This window comes from Pseudomonas sp. THAF187a, from assembly GCF_009363395.1.
GTDB lineage: Bacteria > Pseudomonadota > Gammaproteobacteria > Pseudomonadales > Pseudomonadaceae > Aquipseudomonas > Aquipseudomonas khazarica.
Window position 1 is genome coordinate 4,605,076 of sequence record NZ_CP045349.1, and the last position, 24,560, is coordinate 4,629,635.

General features: G+C 59.7%; 19 protein-coding genes, 1 tRNA gene and 1 pseudogene. 15 read left to right on the forward strand and 6 right to left on the reverse strand.

Annotated features, from left to right (window positions below; all coding sequences use genetic code 11):
- The first annotated feature begins 14 nt into the window (after nucleotides 1–14).
- Nucleotides 15–527, forward strand: a complete 513-nt coding sequence (locus FIV02_RS21535; protein WP_134676491.1) for a DUF4136 domain-containing protein — start codon at nucleotides 15–17, stop codon at nucleotides 525–527.
- 88 nt (nucleotides 528–615) lie between these two features.
- Nucleotides 616–1,845 (forward strand): multifunctional CCA addition/repair protein, encoded by a 1,230-nt coding sequence (locus FIV02_RS21540; protein WP_152489738.1) that lies wholly within the window; start codon nucleotides 616–618, stop codon nucleotides 1,843–1,845.
- Nucleotides 1,846–1,962: 117 nt separating this feature from the next.
- On the opposite strand, the gene folK is transcribed toward FIV02_RS21540, so the two are convergent.
- Both folK and folB read right to left on the reverse strand, forming a co-directional pair.
- Nucleotides 1,963–2,490 carry a 2-amino-4-hydroxy-6-hydroxymethyldihydropteridine diphosphokinase gene (folK, locus tag FIV02_RS21545; protein ID WP_047589147.1) on the reverse strand — a complete coding sequence of 176 codons (528 nt, stop codon included), beginning with the start codon at nucleotides 2,488–2,490 and terminating at the stop codon, nucleotides 1,963–1,965.
- On the reverse strand, nucleotides 2,481–2,837 hold the full coding sequence (gene folB, locus FIV02_RS21550) for a dihydroneopterin aldolase (RefSeq protein ID WP_152489739.1): 357 nt from the start codon (nucleotides 2,835–2,837) through the stop codon (nucleotides 2,481–2,483). Before folB ends, folK begins: the two co-directional genes overlap by 10 nt.
- Before the next feature lie 75 nt (nucleotides 2,838–2,912).
- Between folB and plsY the strand changes: the two genes are divergently transcribed.
- Nucleotides 2,913–3,482, forward strand: coding sequence for a glycerol-3-phosphate 1-O-acyltransferase PlsY (plsY, locus tag FIV02_RS21555; protein ID WP_037055037.1), 570 nt, complete (start codon nucleotides 2,913–2,915; stop codon nucleotides 3,480–3,482).
- A gap of 56 nt (nucleotides 3,483–3,538) precedes the next feature.
- On the opposite strand, the gene tsaD is transcribed toward plsY, so the two are convergent.
- Complete coding sequence (tsaD, locus tag FIV02_RS21560) at nucleotides 3,539–4,564, reverse strand: tRNA (adenosine(37)-N6)-threonylcarbamoyltransferase complex transferase subunit TsaD (RefSeq protein WP_152489740.1); 1,026 nt, start codon at nucleotides 4,562–4,564, stop codon at nucleotides 3,539–3,541.
- A 203-nt stretch (nucleotides 4,565–4,767) separates the two neighbouring features.
- On the opposite strand from tsaD, the gene rpsU reads away from it, so the two are divergent.
- The 6 genes from rpsU to FIV02_RS21590 all read left to right on the forward strand — a co-directional run bounded on the left by rpsU (nucleotide 4,768) and on the right by FIV02_RS21590 (nucleotide 14,243).
- The gene (rpsU, locus tag FIV02_RS21565; protein ID WP_003290642.1) at nucleotides 4,768–4,983 is read left to right on the forward strand and encodes a 30S ribosomal protein S21; all 216 of its coding nucleotides are present in this window, start codon (nucleotides 4,768–4,770) and stop codon (nucleotides 4,981–4,983) included.
- 147 nt (nucleotides 4,984–5,130) lie between these two features.
- Complete coding sequence (gene dnaG, locus FIV02_RS21570; protein WP_037055042.1) at nucleotides 5,131–7,131, forward strand: DNA primase; 2,001 nt, start codon at nucleotides 5,131–5,133, stop codon at nucleotides 7,129–7,131.
- Between the two features lie 67 nt (nucleotides 7,132–7,198).
- A complete protein-coding gene (gene rpoD / locus FIV02_RS21575; protein ID WP_037055043.1) occupies nucleotides 7,199–9,046 on the forward strand; it encodes an RNA polymerase sigma factor RpoD in 1,848 nt (615 codons plus the stop codon).
- A 147-nt stretch (nucleotides 9,047–9,193) separates the two neighbouring features.
- Nucleotides 9,194–12,928, forward strand: coding sequence for a bifunctional diguanylate cyclase/phosphodiesterase (locus FIV02_RS21580; protein WP_152489741.1), 3,735 nt, complete (start codon nucleotides 9,194–9,196; stop codon nucleotides 12,926–12,928).
- Between the two features lie 16 nt (nucleotides 12,929–12,944).
- Nucleotides 12,945–13,021 (forward strand) — tRNA-Ile (locus FIV02_RS21585).
- Nucleotides 13,022–13,148: 127 nt separating this feature from the next.
- Nucleotides 13,149–14,243: a site-specific integrase gene (locus tag FIV02_RS21590; protein ID WP_152489742.1), complete on the forward strand. Its 1,095-nt coding sequence runs from the start codon at nucleotides 13,149–13,151 to the stop codon at nucleotides 14,241–14,243.
- 76 nt (nucleotides 14,244–14,319) lie between these two features.
- Here FIV02_RS21590 and FIV02_RS21595 read toward each other — a convergent pair whose 3' ends face one another.
- Nucleotides 14,320–15,078 carry a hypothetical protein gene (locus FIV02_RS21595; RefSeq protein ID WP_152489743.1) on the reverse strand — a complete coding sequence of 253 codons (759 nt, stop codon included), beginning with the start codon at nucleotides 15,076–15,078 and terminating at the stop codon, nucleotides 14,320–14,322.
- Between the two features lie 126 nt (nucleotides 15,079–15,204).
- On the opposite strand from FIV02_RS21595, the gene FIV02_RS21600 reads away from it, so the two are divergent.
- The 6 genes and pseudogenes from FIV02_RS21600 (at nucleotide 15,205) to FIV02_RS21625 (ending at nucleotide 20,027) form a co-directional block, all read left to right on the forward strand.
- A complete protein-coding gene (locus tag FIV02_RS21600; protein ID WP_096825472.1) occupies nucleotides 15,205–15,423 on the forward strand; it encodes a plasmid-related protein in 219 nt (72 codons plus the stop codon).
- Nucleotides 15,424–15,428: 5 nt separating this feature from the next.
- Nucleotides 15,429–16,220: a helix-turn-helix domain-containing protein gene (locus FIV02_RS21605; RefSeq protein WP_152489744.1), complete on the forward strand. Its 792-nt coding sequence runs from the start codon at nucleotides 15,429–15,431 to the stop codon at nucleotides 16,218–16,220.
- 496 nt (nucleotides 16,221–16,716) lie between these two features.
- On the forward strand, nucleotides 16,717–16,986 hold the full coding sequence (locus FIV02_RS21610; RefSeq protein ID WP_055985363.1) for a hypothetical protein: 270 nt from the start codon (nucleotides 16,717–16,719) through the stop codon (nucleotides 16,984–16,986).
- A pseudogene (locus FIV02_RS25125) lies at nucleotides 16,983–17,255 on the forward strand (LasR-specific antiactivator QslA); the annotation flags it as partial. The gene FIV02_RS21610 and the pseudogene FIV02_RS25125, both read left to right, overlap by 4 nt.
- A 400-nt stretch (nucleotides 17,256–17,655) precedes the next feature.
- Entirely contained in the window at nucleotides 17,656–19,101 is a 1,446-nt protein-coding gene (locus FIV02_RS21620) for an AAA family ATPase (protein WP_152489745.1), read from the forward strand.
- Nucleotides 19,098–20,027 (forward strand): hypothetical protein, encoded by a 930-nt coding sequence (locus tag FIV02_RS21625; protein WP_152489746.1) that lies wholly within the window; start codon nucleotides 19,098–19,100, stop codon nucleotides 20,025–20,027. The genes FIV02_RS21620 and FIV02_RS21625 overlap by 4 nt, the downstream gene beginning before the upstream one ends.
- Nucleotides 20,028–20,335: 308 nt before the next feature.
- On the opposite strand, the gene iteS is transcribed toward FIV02_RS21625, so the two are convergent.
- Together iteS and iteA are read right to left on the reverse strand one after the other, a co-directional pair.
- Nucleotides 20,336–22,615: a S8 family anti-phage peptidase IteS gene (gene iteS, locus FIV02_RS25070; RefSeq protein WP_256663015.1), complete on the reverse strand. Its 2,280-nt coding sequence runs from the start codon at nucleotides 22,613–22,615 to the stop codon at nucleotides 20,336–20,338.
- A complete protein-coding gene (iteA, locus tag FIV02_RS21635; RefSeq protein ID WP_093051872.1) occupies nucleotides 22,575–23,777 on the reverse strand; it encodes an anti-phage ATPase IteA in 1,203 nt (400 codons plus the stop codon). The genes iteS and iteA overlap by 41 nt, the downstream gene beginning before the upstream one ends.
- Nucleotides 23,778–24,560: the final 783 nt, after the last annotated feature.

The window sequence follows — 24,560 nt, forward strand, 5'->3', positions numbered from 1 at the left end:
GCGAGAGACAGCGCATGCGAATCTTTCTGGTGCTCCTGTTGTGCCTGGGGCTGGCCACCTGCGCCAGCCACGTGCCGCAGGCGCGCATCCTCAGCCCGGCCGATGCCTCGCTCGCCGGGCAACACAGCTACGAACTGATCGACCCACAGCGCAGCCTGGAGGGTGAGCCTCCCTTTCCCGAACGCTATCGCCAGTTACCTCAGCTGCTGCGTCACGGTCTGTCTGCCCGCGGCTATCACCAGAGCCGACCGCCGCAGCTGCGCGTCTACTACTGGCTGGCCGTGCAGGACAGCCCGCTGACGTTCAAGGTCGACACACCTGCGCCCAACCCCCTGGGCCCGTACCAGGCCATGCATCGCCTGCGGGACGAGACCGGCGTGCTGCGCCTGCGCCTGACCGACCTGGACGGTGACATCCTCTGGGAAGGCGTGATCAGCACCGGGCTGAGCCCGGCGCACGACAGCGCCGAGCTGCTGGAGCGTGCCACCCAGGCGCTGACCGAGCAGATCCCCCTGGCCACGCCATAGGCAGCGCCGCAAGCAGCAGCCAATCGACTCGGGCTCACGCAGCCTGGGCCAATCTTCGATATCCTCTGCGCTCAGTGGAGGATCAGACATGCAGATCTACAAAGTCGGCGGCGCCGTGCGCGACCGCCTGCTCGGGCGACCGGTCACCGATATCGACCGGGTGGTGGTCGGCGCCGATGCCGAGCAGATGCTCGCGCTCGGCTATCGCCCGGTCGGCGAGGACTTCCCGGTATTCCTCCACCCGCAGAGCGGGGAGGAATACGCCCTCGCCCGCACCGAGCGCAAGAGCGGGCGCGGCTACGGCGGTTTCACCTTTCATGCCAGCCCCGACGTCACCCTGGAAGAGGACCTGATCCGCCGCGACCTGACCATCAACGCCATGGCCGAGGACGATCAGGGTACGCTGTTCGACCCCTACGGCGGTCAGCGGGATCTTGCCGCGCGCGTACTGCGCCACGTTTCCCCGGCCTTCGCCGAAGATCCGCTGCGGGTCCTGCGCGTCGCCCGTTTCGCCGCACGCTATGCGCCACTGGGCTTCAGCGTGGCGGAGGAGACCCTGGCCCTGATGCGCCAGTTGGCCGAATCCGGCGAACTGGCACACCTCACCGCCGAGCGCAGCTGGAAGGAAATTTCCCGCGCCCTGATGGAGCCGCGCCCGGATGTATTCGTCCAGGTACTGCGTGACTGCGGCGCCCTAGCGGCCCTGCTGCCTGAGGTCGACGCCCTGTTCGGCGTGCCGCAACCAGCCGCGCACCACCCGGAGATCGACACCGGCGTGCACGTACTCAGCGTGCTGCAACAGTGTGCCGAGCACGAGCAGCCGCTGAGCGTGCGCTGGGCCAGCCTGCTGCACGATGTCGGCAAGGGCCTGACGCCGGCCGAGCAATGGCCACGGCATATCGCCCATGAGCACCTGGGGCTGCGCCTGATCCAGGCGATCAACGAACGCTGCAAGGTGCCGCGCGACTACGCCGAGCTGGCCTTGCTGGTTGGCGAGTTCCATACCCATGGCCACCGTGCGCGGGAACTGCGCGCCTCGACACTGCTGGAGCTGCTGCAACGCTTCGATGTGTTCCGCCGCCCGCAACGTTTCGCCGAATTCGTCGCGGCCTGCGAGATGGACGCACGCGGGCGCCTGGGCCTGGAGCAACGCGACTATCCGCAGGCCGCCTACCTGCTGGGCGCTGCCGAAGTCGCGCGCCAGGTAGCGGTGAAGCCGTTGCTGGAGAAGGGCTACAAGGGTGCGGAACTGGGTGAAGCGCTCAATCGCGAACGCCTGAACGCACTCAAGGCCTACAAGGAACGCGAGCAAGCCTAGCCCGGATGCAATCCGGGGCGGCATACGAGCAGGTCGCGGATTCCATTCGGCTACGACCGAACGCCCGCCGTAGCCTCAAGGCACGGCATCTCCAGGCACTTGCAGCCGGGCTCGGTGCTACGCGGACGCCAGCAGTTCGGCCGGTGTCAGCGCGCTGTCACGCCACTGGAAGGCGGCCGGCCAGAGCTGCTGGTCGATCTGCGCCGAGCCCCAGAGCTCGGCGAACGAGCGGCCGTCGAGCGGGTGGCAGGTCTCGGGAGCCAGCAGCGCCAGCGGCCAGAGCACGAAGGCATTCTTGAGAATCTCGGCACGCGGCAGGATCAGGCCGTTGAAGTTACCCACCTGCTCGCCATACAGCAGCACGTCGATATCCAGCGGCAAGCCCTTGCGGTCCGGGGCATAGCGACCGTTGTCGGCTTCGATGAACTTCAGCCGGCGGTCCAGCTCCAGCAGCGGCAGCTCGGTGTCCCCGACCACCACCAGGTTGAAGAAATTGCCGCTCTTGATGCCCACGGCATGGCTCTCGAACACGGGCGAGCAGCGCATGTCGCCGAGCATTGCGGCCAGCGCCTCGAGCCCGGCGACGAGATGCGTCTCGCGCTCGATATTGCTACCGAGACCGAGAAAGACCCGAGTCAGAGACATCCGCGCTCGATCTCCACACCCACGCCACCACGCGCCGCCGGCACGGCGCCGGGCTTGGTCAGCTTCAGGCGTATCCAGGGAATGTCGAACTCGGCCATCAGGGTCTGCACCAGACGCTCGGCGAAGGTTTCCACCAGGATGAACTGCGACTCGGCGGCGAACGCCTGGATACGCGCGGAAACGCTGGCGTAGTCGAGCGCCAGGTTGAGGTCGTCACCGGCCGCAGCTGGGCGGTTGTCCCAGGCCATGTGCAGATCCAGCAGCAGGCACTGGCGAATCTCGCGCTCCCAATCGTAGGCGCCGATCACCGTGTCGACCTCCAGCCCCTCGATAAATACTCTGTCCACCCACACTCTCCGCGCCACGACAAGGGCGCCGTACCTCGTTAGAATCGGCCCACCCCATGCCCTGGAATGGCCACCATGTTCTGGCTTCTGGCGATCCTCGCCTATCTGCTCGGCTCGTTGTCCTTCGCCATCCTGCTCAGTCGCCTCGCAGGCGGCCCTGACCCGCGCGCCAGCGGCTCGGGCAACCCCGGCGCCACCAACATGTTGCGGGTGGCCGGCAGGAAGCTCGCCGTCATGACCCTGATCGGCGACCTGCTCAAGGGCCTGCTGCCGATCCTGATCGCCAAGCTGCTGGGCCTCGGCCTGCACCAGCAAGCCTGGATCGGCCTGGCAGCCGTGGTCGGCCACCTGTACCCGCTGTACTTCCGTTTTCGCGGCGGCAAGGGCGTGGCCACTGCCGCCGGCATGTTACTCGGGCTCTATCCACCCGCGGCACTGCTCGCCCTGGCGGCCTGGGCCCTGGTGTTCCTGCTGACCCGCACCAGCTCGCTGGCCTCGCTGATCGCCACGCCGCTGACGCTGCCCCTGCTGGCCTGGCAACAACCTGCCGCCCTGCTGCCCGCCTGCGTACTGACCGGCCTGATCGTCTGGCGCCATCGCAACAACCTGCGCGATCTGTTCGCCGGGCGCGAGCGCCGTTTCTGAACGACCGGCAGGAAAGAGTTCGCGGCTAACGCCGCGCCTGCAGGGCACACCCTCGGTCAGATCGCCGGCAGCGACTCCATCGGCCAACGCGCCTGCACCTTGATCGCCAGATCCTCGTGCTGCCCGGCCAGCAGACGCTGGCAACCGGCGTAGGCGATCATTGCGCCGTTATCGGTACAGAAGCGCGGGCGAGCATAGAACACCTTGCCTTTCATCTCGCCCAGCATGCGCTCCAGATGCTCACGCAAAGCCTTGTTCGCGCTCACGCCACCGGCGATCACCAGGCTGTTCAGCCCCGTCTGCTTGAGCGCACGCTTGCACTTGATGGTCAGAGTCTCGACGACTGCCTGCTGGAAGGCCAGCGCGATGTCGCGACGGGCTTGATCGAGGTCGTCATCGCCGTCACGGCACTGCTGCCAGGTATTCAGGGCGAAGGTCTTGAGGCCGCTGAAGCTGAAGTCCAGGCCCGGGCGATCGGTCATCGGCCGCGGGAAGACGAAACGCCCCGGCGTACCCTGCTCGGCCAGCTTGGCGATCTCCGGGCCGCCGGGGTAATTCAGCCCCATCAGCTTGGCCGTCTTGTCGAAGGCTTCACCTGCCGCGTCATCCAGCGACTCGCCGAGCAGCTGGTACTGGCCGATGCCATCGACACGCACCAGCTGCGTGTGGCCGCCCGACACCAGCAAGGCGACGAACGGAAACGCCGGCGGCTGCTCTTCGAGCATCGGCGCCAGCAGGTGACCTTCCATATGGTGCACACCGACCGCCGGGATGCCCCAGGCGAAGGCCAGCGCCTGCGCACAGGAGGCGCCCACCAGCAGCGCACCGACCAGGCCGGGCCCGGCGGTGTACGCCAGCGCGTCGATATCGCCCGGCGCGCGCCCGGCCTCGTCGAGCACCTGGCGAATCAGCGGCAGCATGCGCTTGACGTGGTCACGCGAGGCCAACTCGGGCACCACGCCGCCATATACACGGTGCAGATCGATCTGACTGAACAATGCATCGGCCAGCAGGCCGCGCTCACTGTCATAGAGCGCGACGCCGGTTTCATCGCAGGAGGTTTCCAATCCCAGTACGAGCATGGAGCTTGAGCCTTGGTTTGCCGCGTGGAACAAAGGCGCGCATGATAAGCGCCGCCCGGCGGAGCGGCCAGCGCTTTTCGATCAGAGGGCTTTGCATTCCTCGGCCCGAGGCGGTAACATCCGCAACCCTTAAAAACCGACGCACCCCGAGCCACATTGCCGGGTACGCGTTAACCCGGTAATTAAAGATAGGTACGACCTGGATGCCAGCCGTCAAAGTTAAAGAGAACGAACCCTTCGACGTAGCCCTGCGTCGTTTCAAGCGCTCCTGCGAAAAAGCCGGTGTACTGGCTGAAGTCCGTAGCCGCGAATTCTACGAAAAGCCGACCGCTGAGCGTAAGCGCAAGGCCGCTGCCGCTGTTAAGCGTCACGCCAAGAAAGTGCAGCGCGAGCAGCGCCGCAGCGTTCGCCTGTACTAATACCGTACACGCCACGCTCGAATGCCCGGCTCCGGCCGGGCATTGCATTTACAGAACTCCGCTTCGCCAACTGGCGAATGGCCGGAGTTTTTTGCATTTCTACCCACCGCTGTTCCGCGCCCGCGCCGGACAGTATGCTGAGCACCCATGGCCGGCCTGATCCCGCAATCCTTCATCGATGACCTGCTCAACCGCACCGACATCGTCGATGTGGTGAGTTCGCGCATCCAGCTGAAGAAGACCGGCAAGAACTACAGCGCCTGCTGCCCGTTCCACAAGGAGAAGACCCCCTCCTTCACCGTCAGCCCGGACAAGCAGTTCTACTACTGCTTCGGCTGCGGCGCCGGCGGCAATGCCCTCGGCTTCGTCATGGACCACGATCAACTGGAATTCCCCCAGGCGATCGAGGAACTGGCCAAGCGTGCCGGCATGGATGTGCCACGCGAGGAAAGCGGTCGCGGACACAAGCCCCGGCAACCGGTCGACTCGCCGCTCTACCCGCTGCTCAACGCCGCCGCCGAGCACTATCGCCAGGCACTGAAGAGCCATCCGCAGCGCAAGTACGCCGTGGAATACCTCAAGGGGCGCGGCCTGACCGGCGAAATCGCCCGCGACTTCGGCCTCGGCTTCGCCCCACCCGGCTGGGACAACCTGCTCAAGCAGCTGGGCGGCGACGCCCTGCAGCAGAAGGTCATGATCGACGCCGGCCTGCTGATCGAGAACGCCGAGAACGGCCGGCGCTACGACCGCTTCCGCGACCGCATCATGTTCCCCATCCGCGACAGCCGCGGACGGGTAATCGCCTTCGGTGGCCGGGTACTGGGCGACGACAAGCCCAAGTACCTCAACTCGCCGGAAACCCCGGTGTTCCACAAGGGCCAGGAGCTCTACGGCCTGTACGAGGCCCGCAAGCACAACCGCGACCTCGACGAGATCATGGTGGTCGAGGGCTACATGGACGTCATCGCCCTGGCCCAGCAGGGCCTGCGCAATGCCGTGGCGACCCTGGGCACGGCGACCAGCGAGGAGCATCTCAAGCGCCTGTTCCGCATCGTGCCCAGCGTGCTGTTCTGCTTCGATGGCGATGCCGCCGGGCGCAACGCCGCCTGGCGCGCCCTGGAGTCGACCCTGTCGAGCCTGCAGGACGGCCGCCGCGCGCGCTTCCTGTTCCTGCCCGACGGCGAGGACCCGGACACCCTGGTGCGCGCGGAAGGCACCGACGCCTTCCGCGCCCGCATCAACCAGCACGCACAACCGCTGGCCGACTACTTCTTCCAGCAACTGAGCGAGGAAGCCGACCCGCGCTCGCTGGAAGGCAAGGCGCATCTGGTGACCCTGGCCGCGCCGCTGATCGACAAGATTCCCGGCAACAACCTGCGCGCCCTGATGCGCCAGCGCCTGAGCGAGATCACCGGCCTGTCCGGCGAAGCCCTCAGCCAGGTCGCCAGCAGCCCGCGCAGCCCGGCGCCCAGCCCGGCCAGCCCAGCGCCCGGCAGCGACTACCCGGACTACGGCGACATCCCTGACAGCGCCTACTACGACAGCCTGCCGGATGTCGGCGGCTACGAGCAGCCGGCGCCGCCGCAACAGCAGTACTACGAACGCAGCAACGAAGGCGGCAAGGGCAACTGGAAGAAGGATGGCGGCAAGTGGAACAAGAAAGGCAAGGGTGACTTCGCGCCGCGTGCCCCACGCACCGCCGTCAGCGTCGAATCACCGCATCTGATCGCCCTGCGCACCCTGCTGCACCATCCGCAGCTGGCACAGAAGGTCGAGGATGTCAGCCACTTCGCCGATGAAGACGATACCTACGCCCAGTTGCTGGTGGCGCTGGTCGGCGCCCTGCAGAAGACGCCCAACCTGCGTTCGCTGCAGCTGATCGCCCGCTGGCACGGCACCGAACAGGGCCGCCTGCTGCGGGCACTGGCGGAGAAAGAATGGCTGATCAAAGGCGACAACCTTGAACAGCAGTTTTTCGACACCATTACTACACTTGCACACAACCAATCGCAGAGGCGGCGTGAAAAGGCGCTCCGCAGCATCATGCAGAAAAGCCCCAGCGAGCTCACCGACGAGGAGAAGACCTTGCTCAGAGAGCACTACAGCCTGACCTCCTCGCAGAGCAGCAAGTCCCCAACTGGCGCCTAAAGCCTGAACTGAGGTATAATCCTCGGCTTGTTTTCAGCCCGCCAAGACCTTCAGTGGATAGGGTGTTATGTCCGTAAAAGCGCAACAGCAATCTCGTTTGAAAGAATTGATCAGCCGTGGTCGCGAGCAGGGTTACCTGACGTACGCGGAGGTCAATGACCACCTGCCGGAAGACATTTCCGATCCGGAACAGGTGGAAGACATCATCCGCATGATCAACGACATGGGGATCAACGTATTCGAGAGTGCTCCGGATGCGGACGCCCTGTTGTTGGCCGAAGCCGACACCGACGAAGCCGCTGCCGAAGAAGCCGCTGCCGCCCTCGCTGCCGTTGAGACCGATATCGGCCGTACCACTGACCCGGTGCGCATGTACATGCGTGAAATGGGTACCGTGGAACTGCTGACCCGCGAAGGCGAGATCGAGATCGCCAAGCGCATCGAGGAAGGCATCCGCGAAGTCATGAGCGCCATCGCTCACTTCCCCGGCACCGTCGACGGCATCCTCGCCGAGTACAACCGTGTCACCACCGAAGGCGGCCGCCTGGCCGAAGTCCTCAGTGGCTACATCGACCCGGATGACGGCAGCGTGCCCGACGAAGCCGCCGCCCCCGTTCCCGTCAAGGAAGGCGCCGCCGCTGAAGAAAGCGACGACGAAGACGAGGAAGAAGACGGCGACGACGAGGAAGAAGAAGGCGATGGCGGCCCGGACCCGGAAGAAGCGGCGCGCCGTTTCAGCGCCGTGGCCGAGCAGCAGGACAAGGTCCAGAAGGCCCTGAAGAAGCATGGCCGTGGCAGCAAGCAGGTCACCGACGAGCTGGCCGCACTGGCCGAGCTGTTCATGCCGATCAAGCTGGTGCCCAAGCAGTACGACGCTCTGGTCATCCAGGTGCGCAGCGCCCTCGACCGTCTGCGTGCGCAAGAGCGCGCCATCATGCAGCTGTGCGTACGTGATGCGCGCATGCCGCGTGCCGACTTCCTGCGCCTGTTCCCGGGCAACGAAGTCGACATGGACTGGTCCGCCGACCTGGCCAAGGGCAAGGCCAAGTACGCCGAAGCCCTGGGCAACCTGCAGGCCGACATCCAGCGCTGCCAGCAGAAGCTCGCTGACCTGGAAGCCGAGTGCAGCCTGAGCCTGGCCGAGATCAAGGACATCAACCGTCGCATGTCCATCGGTGAGGCCAAGGCCCGCCGCGCCAAGAAGGAAATGGTCGAGGCGAACCTGCGTCTGGTGATCTCCATCGCCAAGAAGTACACCAACCGCGGCCTGCAGTTCCTCGACCTGATCCAGGAAGGCAACATCGGCCTGATGAAGGCGGTGGACAAGTTCGAATACCGTCGCGGCTACAAGTTCTCGACCTACGCCACCTGGTGGATTCGCCAGGCGATCACCCGCTCGATCGCCGACCAGGCGCGCACCATCCGTATCCCGGTGCACATGATCGAGACCATCAACAAGCTCAACCGCATCTCCCGTCAGATGCTTCAGGAAATGGGTCGCGAGCCCACTCCGGAAGAGCTGGGTGAGCGCATGGAAATGCCCGAGGACAAGATCCGCAAGGTATTGAAGATCGCCAAAGAGCCGATCTCTATGGAAACCCCGATCGGCGACGACGAAGATTCGCACCTGGGCGACTTCATCGAGGACAGCACCATGCAGTCCCCGATCGACGTAGCCACGGTCGAAAGCCTCAAGGAAGCCACGCGCGAAGTACTGGCCGGCCTCACCGCCCGTGAAGCCAAGGTCCTGCGCATGCGCTTCGGCATCGACATGAACACCGACCATACCCTCGAGGAAGTCGGCAAGCAGTTCGATGTCACCCGCGAGCGTATTCGTCAGATCGAAGCCAAGGCACTGCGCAAGCTGCGCCACCCGACGCGAAGCGAGCATCTGCGCTCCTTCCTCGACGAGTGATACCAGAACCCCCGGCCCAGGCCGGGGGTTTTGCTTTCCGGGCGCTCGCCCGCCTTCTTCCAATCACACGCCGACTGCGCAATCAAACTGCCATCTCGACGCCGGCGGTCTACACTGCGACCTTATTGATCCCGAAACGAGGCCGTTATGTTCCGCTTGCCGGCCATTGTGCTGTTGTGCCTGGCGTATTGGATGACCCCGGCCCACGCCCTGACACTCGACGAGGACGAGCGCGCCTGGCTGGCAGCCAACCCGGAGCTGCGCCTGGGCGTCGACGCGTCCTGGCCACCCTTCGAGTTTCGCGACGCCCAGGGCAACTACCTGGGCCTCACCGCCGACTATGTCCGCCTCATCGAAAGCCGCCTTGGCGTGAAGCTCGAACCCATCGAGCCGAGCGACTGGAGCGCGGTGCTGCAACAGGCGCGCAGCGGCCAGCTCGACCTGCTGCCCGGTGTCATGTCCACGCCCGAGCGCCAGGAGTACCTCACCTTCACCCGTCCGTACCTGGACTTCCCCATCATCATCCTGGCCCGCGACGGCGGCCCGCAACCGCAGAAGCTCGACGACCTGTATGGCCTGAAAGTCGCCGTGGTCGCCAACTACGCGCCCCACGAACTGCTGCGCCAGCGCCACCCCGACCTCAACCTGCTGCCGCTACCCAGCGTAGCCGCGGCCCTGCAGGCGCTGGCCACCAATCAGGCCGACGCCATGGTCGGCGACCTCGCATCCAGCGTCTGGAGCCTGCGCCAGCTCAAGCTGGACGGCCTGTACATCAGCGGCGAAACGCCCTACCGCTACCAGCTGGCCATGGCCGCGCCACGTGGCCATGGCCAGCTGGTCGGCATCCTCGACAAGCTGTTCGCCGAACTCAGCGCCGACGAAATCGAGGCGCTGCAGGAGCCCTGGGTCGGCAGCGTGCTCGACCGCCGCGCATTCTGGCATCAGGCCCTGCTCTACGGCCTGCCCGCCCTGCTTGCGCTGCTGGCCGTCATCGCCATCATCCTGCGCATCAACCATCGCCTGAAGCAGGAGATGCGCAACCGCGAGGCACTGGAGCAGGAACTGCACAGCAGCGAGCAGCACTTCCGCGACATGGTCGAAAGCCTCTCGGCCATCACCTGGGAGACCGAGGCAAACGGGCTGAACTACACCTACGTCTCGCCCCACGCGGAGACGCTGCTCGGCTACCCGCTGCACGAATGGCTGGAACCCGGTTTCTGGCAACGCCACCTGCACCCCGACGATCATCAGCGCGCCTTGCGCAGCTGCCTCGAGCAATGTGCCGCCGGCCAGGATCACGCCCTGGAGTACCGCCTGATCGCCGCCGACGGACGAACCGTCTGGGTGCGTGACATCGTCACCCTGCTGCAGCGCGACGACCGCCAGGTGGTGCGCGGGCTGATGGTCGACATCAGCGAAGCCAAGCAGACCGAGCATGCGCTGCGCCTCTCCGAACAGAAGTTCGCCTCGGTCTTCCAGCAGTGCCCGGACGCCCTGATCATCGCCCGCCGCGTCGATGGCGTGCTGCTCGAGGTCAACACCGCGTTCACCGAACAGACCGGTATCGGCATCGAGCAGGCCATCGGCAAGACCGCCACCGAACTCGACCTCTGGGGCACCCCGGGGATCGGCCCGAGCCTGCTGCTGCGCCTGCAGGAAAACAGCGTGCGCAACCTGGAGATGCCCTTTCGCCGGGCCGACGGCAGCCTCTTCACCGGGCTCATCTCGGCCAGCTCCTTCGTACTCGACAATACGCCGGCGCTGGTGGTCGTGGTGCGCGACATCAGCCAGCTGAAGAGCACCCAGCAACAGTTGCAGATATCCGAAGAGAAATTCGCCAAGGCCTTCCATGCCTCGCCCGACGGCCTGCTGATCACCCGCCTGCGGGACGGCCTGCTGGTGGAAGCCAACGAGGGCTTCAGCCGCATCACCGGCTACAGCTTCGATGAGATCGGCAAGCACAGCACCCTCAGCCTGGGCATCTGGGCCAACCCGCAGGACCGCGAACGCCTGGTCCGGCAGATTCGCGAACAGGGCAGCGTGCGCGAGATGATCGCCCCGGTGCGCAACAAGAACGGCCAGCTGCGCCTCTGCGAACTCTCCGCACAACCACTGCCTATCGGCGGTGACGAGTGTCTGCTGACCATCGCCCGCGACATCACCGAGCGCCAGCAGATGCAGGAAGAACTGCAGCAGGCCGCCACCGTCTTCGAGAGCACCGCCGAAGGCGTCATGATCACCGACCTCGAACAGCGCATCACCGCCGTCAACCGCGCCTTCACCCAGATCACCGGCTACAGCGAGGCCGAAGCCCTCGGCCAGCGCCCCAGCCTGCTGTCCTCCGGGCAGCACGACAACGCCTTCTACGCCGCCATGTGGCACAGCCTTGCCGCCAACGGCCACTGGCAGGGCGAGATCTGGAACCAGCGCAAGAATGGCGAGCTCTACCCCGAGTGGCTGACCATCAGCGCCGTGCGCAACGCCGACAACCAGATCACCCACTTCGTTGGCGTATTCGCCGACATCTCCAGCCTCAAGCATGCCCAGGCGCGACTCGACCACCAGGCCCACCACGACCCGCTGACCGGCCTGCCCAACCGTCTGCTGTTCGAGAATCGCCTGCGCAGCGCGCTGGACGGCTCGCGCGCCAACGACCAGCTGGGCGCCGTGCTGTTCCTCGACCTCGACCGCTTCAAGCAGATCAACGACAGCCTCGGCCACCCGGTCGGCGACCAGCTGCTCAAGGCCATCGCCGCACGCCTCAAGCAGCAGCTGCGCGATGTCGACACCGTGGCTCGTCTCGGCGGCGACGAGTTCATCATCCTGCTGCCCGGCCTGCACCAGGAGCAGGACGCCGAGCAGGTCGCGCAGAAACTGCTGGAATGCTTCCGCGCGCCCTTCGCCCTGGATCACCACGAGTTCTTCATCAGCGCCAGCATCGGCATCAGCCTCTATCCGAAGGACGGCATCGATGTCGCCACGCTGATCAAGAACGCCGACGCGGCCATGTACCAGTCCAAGGCCAAGGGCCGCAACCGCTGCGAGTTCTACACCCGCTCGCTGACCTTCCAGGTCAACGAACGCATGGCCATGGAGCAGGAGCTGCGTCGTGCCCTGGAGCGCGACGAACTGTGCCTTTACTACCAGCCCAAGTACTGCCTGCGCAGCCAGGCCCTGGTGGGCGCCGAAGCGCTGGTGCGCTGGCCGCACCCGGTGTTCGGTGACATCCCGCCGGATCGCTTCATCCCGGTGGCCGAAGAGAGCGGGCTGATCCTGCCGCTGGGCGACTGGGTGCTGGCGGAGGCCTGCCGCCAGTTGCAGGAATGGCAGGACAACGGCCACGTCTTCGGCCCCCTCTCGGTCAACCTGGCCGGCGCGCAGCTGCACCAGCCAAGCCTGTTGCCGCGCATCAGCGAGCTGCTGCAGCGCCACGACCTGCAGCCGGAGCTGCTGCAGCTGGAGATCACCGAGAACTTCATCATGAGCCAGTCCGGCGAAGCGCTGGACATCCTCCACCGCCTCAAGGACCTCGGCGTGCAGCTGGCCATCGACGACTTCGGCACCGGCTACTCCTCGCTCAGCTACCTCAAGCGCCTGCCGTTGGACGTGCTGAAGATCGACCAGTCATTCATTCGCGGCCTGCCGGACGACCCGCACGATCTGGCCATTACCCGCGCCATCATTGCCCTGGGCAACAGTATGCAACTGACGGTGATCGCCGAAGGCGTGGAAACCAAGGCGCAGGAACTCTGCCTGGCCGCCGAAGGTTGCCTGCAGATTCAGGGCTACGTGGTCAGCCGCCCGCTCTCCTCCGAAGCCTTCACCCGGAAATTTCTCTCGCCCGGTCAAGCGGTTGGCGCCGACGAGAGCGCGCCGGTATAATCCGCCGGCCTTCTGGGGGCCTATAGCTCAGTTGGTTAGAGCAGAGGACTCATAATCCTTTGGTCCACGGTTCGAGTCCGTGTGGGCCCACCACCTTCAAAGCCGCGCACTGCGCGGCTTTAAGCTTTTCAGGGTTGTGGCATCTGGATCAGCCTATGGTCCAAAGGTACAAAATCGGTACAGTACTGGTTAGCCAGTCTGCCTTTGGAGTCCTTATCTGATGGCAACAATCGTCAAAACCCCTGCCGGCACATGGAAAGCCGTAGTCCGAAAAACGGGCTGGCCGACCAACGCCAAAACCTTCCGCACCAAGCGCGACGCCGAAGACTGGGCACGCCGCACCGAAGACGAAATGGTGCGCGGCGTGTACATCCAGCGCAGCGGCTCCGAGCGCATGACGCTGGAGAAAGCTCTAGAGCGCTACCTGTCCGAGGTGACGCCCAGCAAGAAGCCCACTACGCGCAAAGCCGAAGCCACCAAGGCCAAGCAGTTGACCCAGCACCTGGGCAAATACTCCATGGCCGCCCTCTCCGCTGAGGTTATCGCCAAATACCGCGACACAAGGCTCGGCACCCTGAGCAAGCGCGGTCTTCCCACCAGCAACAATACCGTGCGACTTGAACTGGCCCTGCTCAGCCACCTTTTCACGGTTGCTATCCAGGAATGGGGCCTGGGCCTTACCTTCAACCCGGTGCTGAATATCCGCAAGCCGAGCCCTGGAGACGGCCGCGACCGCCGACTGTCCGCCGACGAAGAAAAGCGCCTGCTCACTGCGGTGAACAGCCACAGCAACCCCATGCTGGGCTGGATAGTCCGAATCGCCCTGGAAACGGGCATGAGGTCGTCGGAAATAACCGGCCTACGTTGCCATCAGGTAGACCTGAAAAAGCGCGTGGTGCGGCTCGCAGACACCAAGAACGATAGTGCTCGCACCGTCCCTCTCACCAAGTTGGCCACCGAAACATTTAGGGCCGCCCTGGAGAACCCCGTTCGCCCCAAAGACTGCAATCTGGTGTTTTTTGGTGAACCGGGAAAGGACGAAAAACGTCGCCCCTATGCCTTCACCAAGACCTGGGGGCTGCTGAAGAAGAAACTCGGGATGCCCGACCTGCGCTTCCACGATCTACGTCATGAGGCGGTCAGCCGCTTGGTCGAGGGCGGCTTATCTGATCAGGAGGTCTCGGCCATCAGCGGCCACAAGTCGATGCAGATGCTTAAGCGCTACACGCACCTGCGTGCTGAAGACCTTGTTGGCAAGCTTGATAAGCTCGAGAGGAAAACGACCAAACGCAGCAGGCAACAGGCTGACAACTGATCAGCAGCCATGCAGCCTGGATTTTTTCACCACGCTTACTGAGGGCTTTAACTGACCCAGCTTCGGTCACCAGCCCTCAGGCATCTTCGCTGTCAGGCTTGTAGAAAAGATCCCAACTGCTCTGGTGCGTGACGCGAGGGTCTTGTCCGTATACCGGGGCCGATGTGAGGCCGAGAGATTTTCCCTCCTCCAACTGCCGCTCCCAGGGCCGGTCAGTGCCTAGTACCCGACCAATATGCTCAGCACGAGACTCTTCTCGGCCCTCCCAAGCTCTGACAAGCTCCTGATACTCATCGCTGGTTGCCAGTCGATAAGCCACGTCAACTAGATCGCTTCCAACCCAATGCGCCAAGGGAAGCGTCCTCTCAACTGCCGCAAGGCGCGCTTCATCGCTCTCCAGATCGACCTCACCCTCTTCATACAGTCGCTTTGCCAGGGCAATGGCCTTGCTGAAATACGCATCCGCACCAGGCTGCTCCGCATGAAGAAACTCAGGGAAGGTCAACGCCGTTAATGGCGCCACATGACCATTGGCCGCATCGGTCACGCCAGTAACCAGCCAGAACGCATATTTCGGCCACAGGTGAGCAATCGACTCGATCATGGCTGAGGTCGGTTTCTGCTTGCGCGAGAACGCACTACGCCACCGGGCGGATGGAATACCTGTGAGCTGGGAGAGCTTTTCCCAGAAGCCGCGACCAGCGTACGGCGGCTGACTCCACAGGCTGAGCAGCGCTGAGAACGGCCCTTCGTGCCCCTTCAGGCTCTCAAGGTCAGCCGGAGACATCTGCTCCTTCAGAATCAGAATGACGCGGTCTTCAATCGTGCTTGACATCGTAAGCCTTCGATCATAAAAAGAACTAAATGTCTAAAATATGGACATTTAGTATTTTTTAAGGACTCTTACGCCTTTTTCGCGTAATGAGCGCAGTGTATCGCAAGCCATACAAGGAGTCGCAAGATGACAGTCGAAGAAACCCTGCTGAACCGTTACGGAGGCTCACCACTGCTTTCCCTTGAGCAGCTCGCAGAGGTGCTACATCGCAGCAAAAACGGCCTGAGGATCTCCCTGAGCGGCGACAACGAGCTGTCCGCGAAGCTGCGCTCTTGCAAGGTCAAGATCGGCCGACGGATCTATTTCAAAACCTCTGCAGTCGCTCGCGTCATCGAAGAAGCCTGATCGCCATGAGCATCAAAGCCATGAACTGGGCATGGGAGCAGCCGCTCCCGCCTGTGCCGAAGCTAGTCCTCATGGCGCTCGCTGATAACGCAGATGATCACGGCTACTGCTGGCCGAAGATGAAGACGATTGCAGCGAAGTGCAGCACTTCGGAGCGCACCGTCCAACGCACTATCAAAACCCTGCTGGCTGCCGGTCTGCTGAAGAAGGACGCTCGATTCGATGCCAGCGGCCGGCAGGTTTCTAACGGCTACACACTCGCTTTGACCTACCCCGACAAATTGTCACCCCCGGCCGATGACATCGCCAGGGAGGGTGACACCACTGTCACCCCCGGGGTGACACAGCTATGTCAGGGGGAGGGTGACATAGCTATGTCACCCCTAGAACCACCATATGAACCCTCAAATGAATCATCAGTAAGCCGCACGGCAAAACTGACGCGGCTGAGTGCATCGGAGAGTCAACAGGTCGCCCTGCTGATCAGCTCCGCTCCTGCTGATCAACAGGAAGCGATCACTTCCCAGCTTTTGAACGCGCTGGTCAAGGGAACCATCCGTACTTCCCCATCGCGCTGGTTGAGAGCTGTCATTCACCGGACAGGGAGCCTCGCGCATCCGAGGAACGCGCCAGAGCTGTCGGAAGCGGACTATGTGAAACGTCTGGTTCAAGGCGGAATATCGTCTGAGGACGCTCAGCGCATAGCCCAGAAGACCTTTAGTCGCCGTGGAGTCAGCCCCTCTGTGAAACGCTGGGGGAATCACCTCACCCACCAAACCGCCCAGGACTGCGGCTGAAAGGACAGCGTGAAGCTGACGAAGTACGCCCCTGCCAGTTCGCCCCGCAGTTCGTTATGTGTGTCCGCAGAAGCTGGCTACATCACGTGGCCACACACCTAGCGCAGACCGCCAAAACCCTCCTACGCCATAGTTGGTTGCCATACTGAAACCCTCGGGCTAGAGTGCGCCCGTCGTGGTAAATCCCACGACCGGGTGTGACAACCTGATTCGTTCGAGGCGCGGTAGCGCCATAGCTTAGGTAGCCAGCAATACGATTGCTTGGTTGCTTAACTTCTATGGCGGGCCGTGTGGGGCAGGCTTTTGCCTGGCCGGTTCCCTCGGACGCCGGTTTGTCACCCCCGCACGGTCCGCCACCCATATCCGAGTGACAACGGCGGGTGACGGCTCCTTAATCGTCTGAGGAGCACAAGGAAAATGCGCTACCCCTTTTTTACCCGAGAGCTCCGCCTTGGGCTTCAGGTCTTGCTGTCCACCTCTGACCCGGAGGTGCGCCATGGCTGAGTTCGAATCCTGCGTTGTACCTTTCCCACTGCAGCGAAGCCCGCTGCATGAATCCGAACGCTCTCCCCTACCCTCCGAAGCTGCAGCTGAACTACGCGGCGTCATGCTCGGCAATCTGCTTGATCAACTGGCTGAACCGGATGGGCTACAGCCGGAAGATCTGCGCGTACGGATCGCTGCTTACTCAGCTCTGGATCTGCTCGACGAGATGGTCGTGCTCTATCGCCGAGCCCTATCCGAGGCGCGAGGAGGTGCGAGATGAGCAAAGGCGTAATGACCTGCCTTCCACCTCACGACGGCCACCCAGGTGTGGAGATCACCTGGGCGGCAGACTGCAGAGAAGCGTTCAATCAAGGAGCCAAACTGGCCCAGAGCTGGCTTGATAATGCTCGCAGCGGCTGGCTCTGGGCGGTCATGATTGCAGAGCGCGATCTACTACCAGGCGCAATAGAACGGCGAGCCTTCGAAGTGGGGTTCCTCAGCCGCCTACATCAGCGCATATGCTCTCATAAGTGCAGCGGGCAGCCAGATCCCCCCTTCCCCTCGCGCTATAAAGAAGATGTTCGTGAGCCGATCTTGCCGGCTCACGAACCAAATATGCCAGCAAACTACAGGGGCGCCCCAACAGCGCGGACGTCCAGAAACAGGGTCAGAACGCCCAAAAAAAGCTGTAAGAAGTGAACTTCTGGTAGGTAGGCAAAACAGGTTTTCATGAAATCACAGCCTTGATCTACTCAGGCTATAGAGCGCTTGAGAGGCGAGGATGATCTTGTCACTCGGGCCTGATATTCGCGATCATTAGATCCGAGCGAATCGCTCATCGCGCAACGCCCCCTAAGCCCAATATACCGTTACGGCATCCTGGCTTAGTGCAAGCCATGTGCGTTGAGATTCCTGCCAACATACCTGATTGTTCAGTAAAGGGAGTTTCATGCCTGCAATTCTTGGTGTGCGAGTCGATGATCAATTTATTGAATTATCCTCCCCGGAACTTGATAGTTTTGGAAAGCTATTTGACATCGACAGTATTAACTTGCTTCTCGGCAAGAATGGTTCTGGCAAGACACGATTCTTAGTGGCACTGGCACGCGCCATCACATCACCAACAGATGAGGGAGCAAGAATATATTTCAGCAAAGAAGAAAGAAAACCGTTCTCCTATCGCACTCCAAAAGAAAAATCTTGCGCCATTTACTATTCAGCACTGCCCTATAGGCGAAAGCTTAAGCGACGTAGTGGGTTAATTGACGCCTCGCCTACCGCAAGAAATAAAAATGATGCCAGCCGCCTACTACGTATTGGAGAAGTGGCACGAGACCTAGGAATAGACACAAAACTTACTGCTTATTTTGGGTACTCGCGCAATGTATATCGCTCAATACTCATACCGAGACTGCATCAGGAAACTGAGATAATCGACAAAGACTTAAAAAAACTCATACATACGTATTACAATGACACCGACAGCAAGGAGCTTACATCAAATAGAAGCACAAGATTCATTGATCACGAAAAAGAGGAAACACTCCATGAAATTGAACAGCTTTTAGATAGAGAGATCGACTACAAGCTTGGGTCCTACGAGCGCATCCTTTTCTTGACATCACTTGAATATATGCATGGACGCACAAGAGAGTTTGACACCCCTAAAGCAGCCTCTGCGTTCCTAGATTACATCGGCCTAATTAGAGCCAACTCATCAAAATATAACTTTGAGGATCTTGAGCACATCGTCGAGCGAACTAGATCAGCATTAAATAACTACGCTCATCCTGAGGACTTCTACCTTGACGAACGAACCCAGCACTTTCAAATTGACTCAGTTCTGGGCCTGGAAGCGATTCACCGACATGAAACGCCAATAAAAATCGAGTGGTCAAACCTTAGCTCTGGCCTCCAAGCTTTGGTAGAGCAATTTTCATTAATCGACGAGGCAGTAGCTCAAGCGTCACAGCAAGGGCGTTCTTCTGTGCTACTTTTAATTGACGAGGGTGACGCATATCTACACCTAGATTGGCAGAGAAAATATATATCACTACTTAATAAGTACCTCGCCAATGTCAAGAAACGCCACAGACTAGAAAGCCTACAACTTATACTAGCCACTCACTCCCCATTGCTGGCCGCAGACATCCCCAGCGAATTTGTGACTAACCTCGACTCAACCACAAAGACAAAATCATTTGCCGCCCCCTTGGAGGAAGTAATAGCTGGATCATTTGAATCAAATTCGATTGGAGAATTTGCCGCAAGCAAAATAAATGAAGTTTACAAGCGAGCACAGAAATCCAAGCTAACCAAAGAAGACCGCAAACTAATATCTGCGATTGGAGACCCAGCAATACAGGCAGCGTTGAGCGGAGCAACAAAAGAATGATAATAAATATTTCAGACGTATGGGATGCAGCCGCAGACAACCACACCAAATATCTTGCAGAAGTAATTGAGAGCGGACTGAAGCTCTTAAGCAACTCAACACTGGATCGACAGATATATCAGTTTATTATAGACAACATAGAGACCATCAACGGAGGCACCGCCTCTGATTTGAAACTCTGCATCAACGACTATAACCTGAGATTTGGTAGTAGTTTGTTACGAGCATGCGCCGCAGAAAAACTAAAGATAATATTTGACTACTCTGACTTCTCAAAGAAATCTGGAAAGCCCTGGACCGCATACAATCTTTGCATGCTAGCGAAGTACCAAGTCTGCTCATATTGTCAATTAGTCTTCACTGGCACATGCTTACCTGATGAAGAAAATCAAGGATACAGGCCACCAATTGATCATTATTACGGAAAAGCAGAGTACCCATTTTTAGCTTTGACCCTTAGCAATTTCGTCCCCTGCTGTGAAAAATGCAATGGCAGTCAAATGAAAGGAATGATCGACTTCTCTGAGATTCCACATTTGAATCCTTTATTGGATGAAGAGACTATAGATTTCGTGCTCACACCCCAAAACCCAGACAATGACTCATTTACTGAGTTAATTTCTTTAAGCCTACCCAAGTCCAGCTATCTCCTCACGCTTAGAGTTAAGAAAAACGAAGCTCTATCGAAGGCATCGATCAGAACCTTTCAACTTAAAAGTCGCTATAAAGATTATTCTGGCCAAGCTTATCATTTAGCCAAAGTCATGCGCGGCATGTCTGCTCGCCTGGACATGCATCGAGAAATATTAGAATGCGAAACCTCTATTGAAGATTATTTGGAATTCGAACCAGAGGACTACAAGACTGTGCCTTATGGTAAGGCAAGAATCTGCATAGCAAAACAGTTCGGAGCACTTCCGGACTAGACGACTGACGGGAATACGGGGACAAATTAAGCCAACTCAATAGAATGAGTATTACGGTACAGTCTACTGCTGTCTCACGACAGGCATAACGTGATCACTTAATTGATGCGATCAGGCAGATATCAGCTGTACCTCGACTACAACTGGAGGCCACAGCGCTAACTGATGGCAACCAGCTAATAGACAAAGGTTGAGACCTTTCAATGTGCAGAAATTACCGAGCCATCCGCACAAAAAATTAAAGCATCACAAGGATAGAAGACCTATATACCTCAAACATATCGAGAATACGGCACTCGCTGACGGCTCTAAGCATTAACCGGAACTCGAACCGGCAAAGTATTATGCACCCAGTTCGTTGCCCCCAATGCGCGAAGGCCATCTGCGTGAACATTCGTGTCACCATCAAGCGAGCGTAACGTAACAATTACCGTAACTGGCAGTGCCTCTTCTAGGCGCGGCTCGAAAGCGCGCAGGAAAACGGATGCTTGCAGCGCCCAGATATCTCCCGCAGTCCCTTCAGGAAAACTCCTGCGGTGAACTTTAATGGGCGACCATTTCCCTCCCTGTTCGACCTGAGCAGTCTCATAGCCACTCTGTCCCGCTTCGCCCTCCATCGGGACGCGTCCCGATATCCGCTCGCCATTGAGCACACCAAAACTGAGCTCAATGTTGGCCCGTACGTACTCACTACCCCAATCTGGGTCGAGTGGAGGGGCGTAGGCGGCAGTGATGATGATTTCGCCCCGGAACTTGCCATCGTGCATTAGGGCTTTCGGGATGGGATAGGGGGACTTGCGCCATCTCATGCTCGGAGCAACCTTTGCCTGGAAGACCAGCGTGAAACTGTCGTCGCTGTCATAAAGCGTACGAATGACGTCGTCTGGTCGCCCGGCTCCAAGATACCGACGTTCACTACGGTCGTAGTCAGGCGAGGCGAGTTGCGCGGCATGGATCATCAACGCTTTGACCATCGAGGGATCGGCGCTCAGATGAGGGTGTCCCTCGACAGCCTGCCAGGCGTGAGCGGCCATGCTCGATGCAATTGGCGCCGCAAAGCTGGTGCCGAATCTCGCCGTGAGCTTGTCATCAGGAGTGACCACCTTGATGCTACTTGCTCCGCTCTTCCAAGGAAGATGTACGCCACCGCCAACATGAGTGATATCTGGCTTAGGGGTAAACACCGGCCCAGGCCCGCGTCGCGAATACGGGGTAGGTTGGCCTATCAAGGTATGCGCGTCGGTCGCATGAATATGAGTGATTGAGGCGACAGTCAGAGCCCGAACGGACTCGCTGGGTGTCGAGATGCGATCCTTTAGCGGGGCAGAGTTAGGCCAGCTCCGTCTTGGCTCAATGTCATAGTTGCCCGCGGCTACAACGAACAGCACGTTGTACTCGTCACTAAGCTTATCGAGTGTGTGCGCGAAGTCGCTGAATAGGTGCTCGTCGCATGGGTTTCCGCCAATCGATATGTTCCAGACCTTGATGTCGGGGCGCTTTTTAACTGCGCTGCGCAACCGCTCCTCCAGGTCGCTCATGTACGAGCCTCCGGTCTCTAAAGCACACACGTCGAAGACCTTGGTCTGTAGCGGCGGGAACCAATCGTGCCCGTCATTAAAATGGCGAGAATCGATTACGAGCGAGGCGACCATCGTGCCATGCTCGTAATTGGTATCCGGAGGAAGTACGTAGAGGTCTCTTCCCTCAATCCACCCAGATAGTGCTTTGGCACCGGCGCTAACACCGGAGTCGAAAACGGCGACAGTAGGAATAGAGGATGCCGCAGGAAGACCAGCTACTGCAGCGCTCGTGCTTTCAGCTGTGGAGGCTGCATGCGTTGTGAATGGCTTGAAAATCGGTTCCGCGATGATCTGACGTGCACCTGGGTAGTCGAGCAGCAAGCCGAAGGCTTCATCACTTACCTTGTCCAGATCCAACAATGAAAACAGCGGTAGTCCGCGGGACCGAAAAAGTTGGCGGTATGGAATGTTGAGCTTCTTGAGCATGGCAAGAACGCTCTCATAGTTATGCTGGGAAAAGGCTTCCTGGCCGTACCGGAATAAGCGCACGAGTGCGCGTCCCCTCTCTCGAAGGGTAGGCGCGCCCTCTGGAACCCTCCTGTCTCGCCCCCAAGGCTCGATCTTCTGGATAGCGCTGAGGTTAGCCTCAATAGCTTTAGTTGTTCTCGTCCTAATGACCCGATTCAACTCAGCGATGCGCGCTGCATCGACGCCAACCAGCATCTCGTCGATCTTTCCATGTCCAGCTGTCAGAAGACCAGCTTCCTCTGCCAGCGTGGTTGGGCGGTGGGACTTGGCAACTCCTGTTTCTCTCAGCTTGAAAACAAGAGTCGAAAGGTAGCCTGGATGTTTAACCCCCTCTGGGGCTAAAACTGCTGCCGCTGAGGTGATGTTCTCAATCAGTGACTGACGATACTCAGCGGTCACATCGACAAGAATCTTCCCTCCGCCGCCCCCGCTCCGGTCATACGAGCCAAGATCGCCCTCAGAAAAGGGGACATGCTGGAAGGGGTTGTTTACGCTTGCGCTAGCTATTTCTCGTGCTGCCAATCCCTTTTTCCGAGCCACTGAATTCCTTCTCCTTTGTAAGGTTCGATACGTACCGTGTAGAGACTTTATACGTCTTGGCGAGATTTCTCAGCGAAAATTGCTTGGGGTTCCACTTTCTCAACCAAGTAATTTCTGCTTCAGAGGTGCTTAAGAAAATACCATCAAGAAGTGCAATCAACAGACCCAATTTCCGGAACAATTGGGTCTCATCCACCTCAGCCGCACCAAGAATTACAGCGTGGCGCTTGGTGTCGATGCAGACCTGCTCAATCATTGCACCCGTGAGGCCCTCTGACGCTTGTACCAAAGAGGCAATATCCAGGCTTGCTGGGCGATAGCTGCCCAAGAATTGGTGCCAAAGCACTTCTCGCAACACTGCATCAGGAACCGGCATCGGGATCCTAAAGCTGAAGCGTCGCCAGATGGCTGGATCCAGCAACTGGTCATGATTTGTTGCTGCAATGAGAATCGTGCTTTCCGGTAAAGCATCTATATTTTGCAGAAGGGCAATTACCACACGCTGCAACTCTCCCACATCTCGTTCGTTGCCCCTTGCCCCGGCCAAGGCATCAAACTCATCTAGGAGCAGCACACACGGCATCTGCTGGGAATACTCAAAAACCCGGCGCAGATTGCGACTAGTCTGGCCAAGCAGGCTACTCACCAAGGTATCGCACCGAACTGTCAGCAACGGTAAGTCGAGTTTTGAAGCTATGTGCCTAGCAAGCATCGTTTTGCCGGTGCCCGGCGGCCCGTAAGTTAGGAGCCGGCTCGGTAACGCGGCTCCAACTTTGGCCAGAGCATCGTAGTGCTCAACGTTTTCCAGAAACTCAACAATACGCTCATGAAGAGCACTGGGAAGATGCAGAGAAAACTCGCTCGCGCTCGGTCGGCTCACATCGACGGTATGAAGTCTACTTTCACCGTCCACCGGAAGCTGAGTGAGGCTAACGCCACGGGAAGCATCTTGGGCTGTAGCCAAGGCCGCAGGGGCGCGCGCCAAACGCTCACGAATCATACGTGCTTGCCGCGATGCTCCATCGCTATCAAGCTTGTCGGCCAGCAAGCCGGCATAATTCGATGCCATGCTTGCGTTGGCTTTCAAGGCCCCATCTAGGATCTTCAGGATTTCAGATAAATATTCCACTTTGCCGATCCGGTTTTCTAAAACTCGTTTCATGATAGCTGCTTCCCGTAACGGATAACCATTAATCCGTGTCGGAAAAATGGGTATCTGTTCCGGTTTAAGCCTTCGTAGGTCACTCCTACAGATCATAGCTGTATATGCGTACAGCCTCCTAGCTAATGCACCAGCTATTGGACCAACGGCAAGCAAAGGCTTGCCAGACAGACCACTGACAAAGCCAGTCATCTGAAAGTCATCTGCATCGACGCTGATATCTATGGCGTACACAGTCGAATGCCACTGACCAGCCCTCGCGCAGCACACAGCGAAGGCGGCGTCCCTCACTTCCTCACCATGGTTACTCCATCCAGCAGTTCAGAATGCGCGGAAAAGGTGGAGGGCAAGATAAAAGGTGGCGGCACTTCGTTCACCTGAAAAGCAGTCTGCACGGGGGTTGGAGACGGCACCCAAGGCATGCATAGGCGTGCCGTGCACAGCGCAAACGCCCGCCAGTTCTGGCTTTGGCACGTGCCTAGCACTCCTCATTGCGATCAGCTTGGAACAGACATCGGCAACCGAACCTACAGCCGAAAACCGGCGCAGATACAGAGTCATGCCTGGAAGCTTGTAGCCCTTGAGCTACAAGACAGCTCGGACTGTGCCATTTTGTAGCCCGAGAGCTACAAATGACCTCTTTCAACGATGTTTCTGAAACGCTGAAAAAAACGCGCGAGCAAAAACCCTGATCAGACACGCTCAGCAACCTAGCAAGCCCGGCTTGAGAATTAGACAGTGAGCCGAATAGAAGGCATTATCGGCTCACTGAATGAGCCGAAT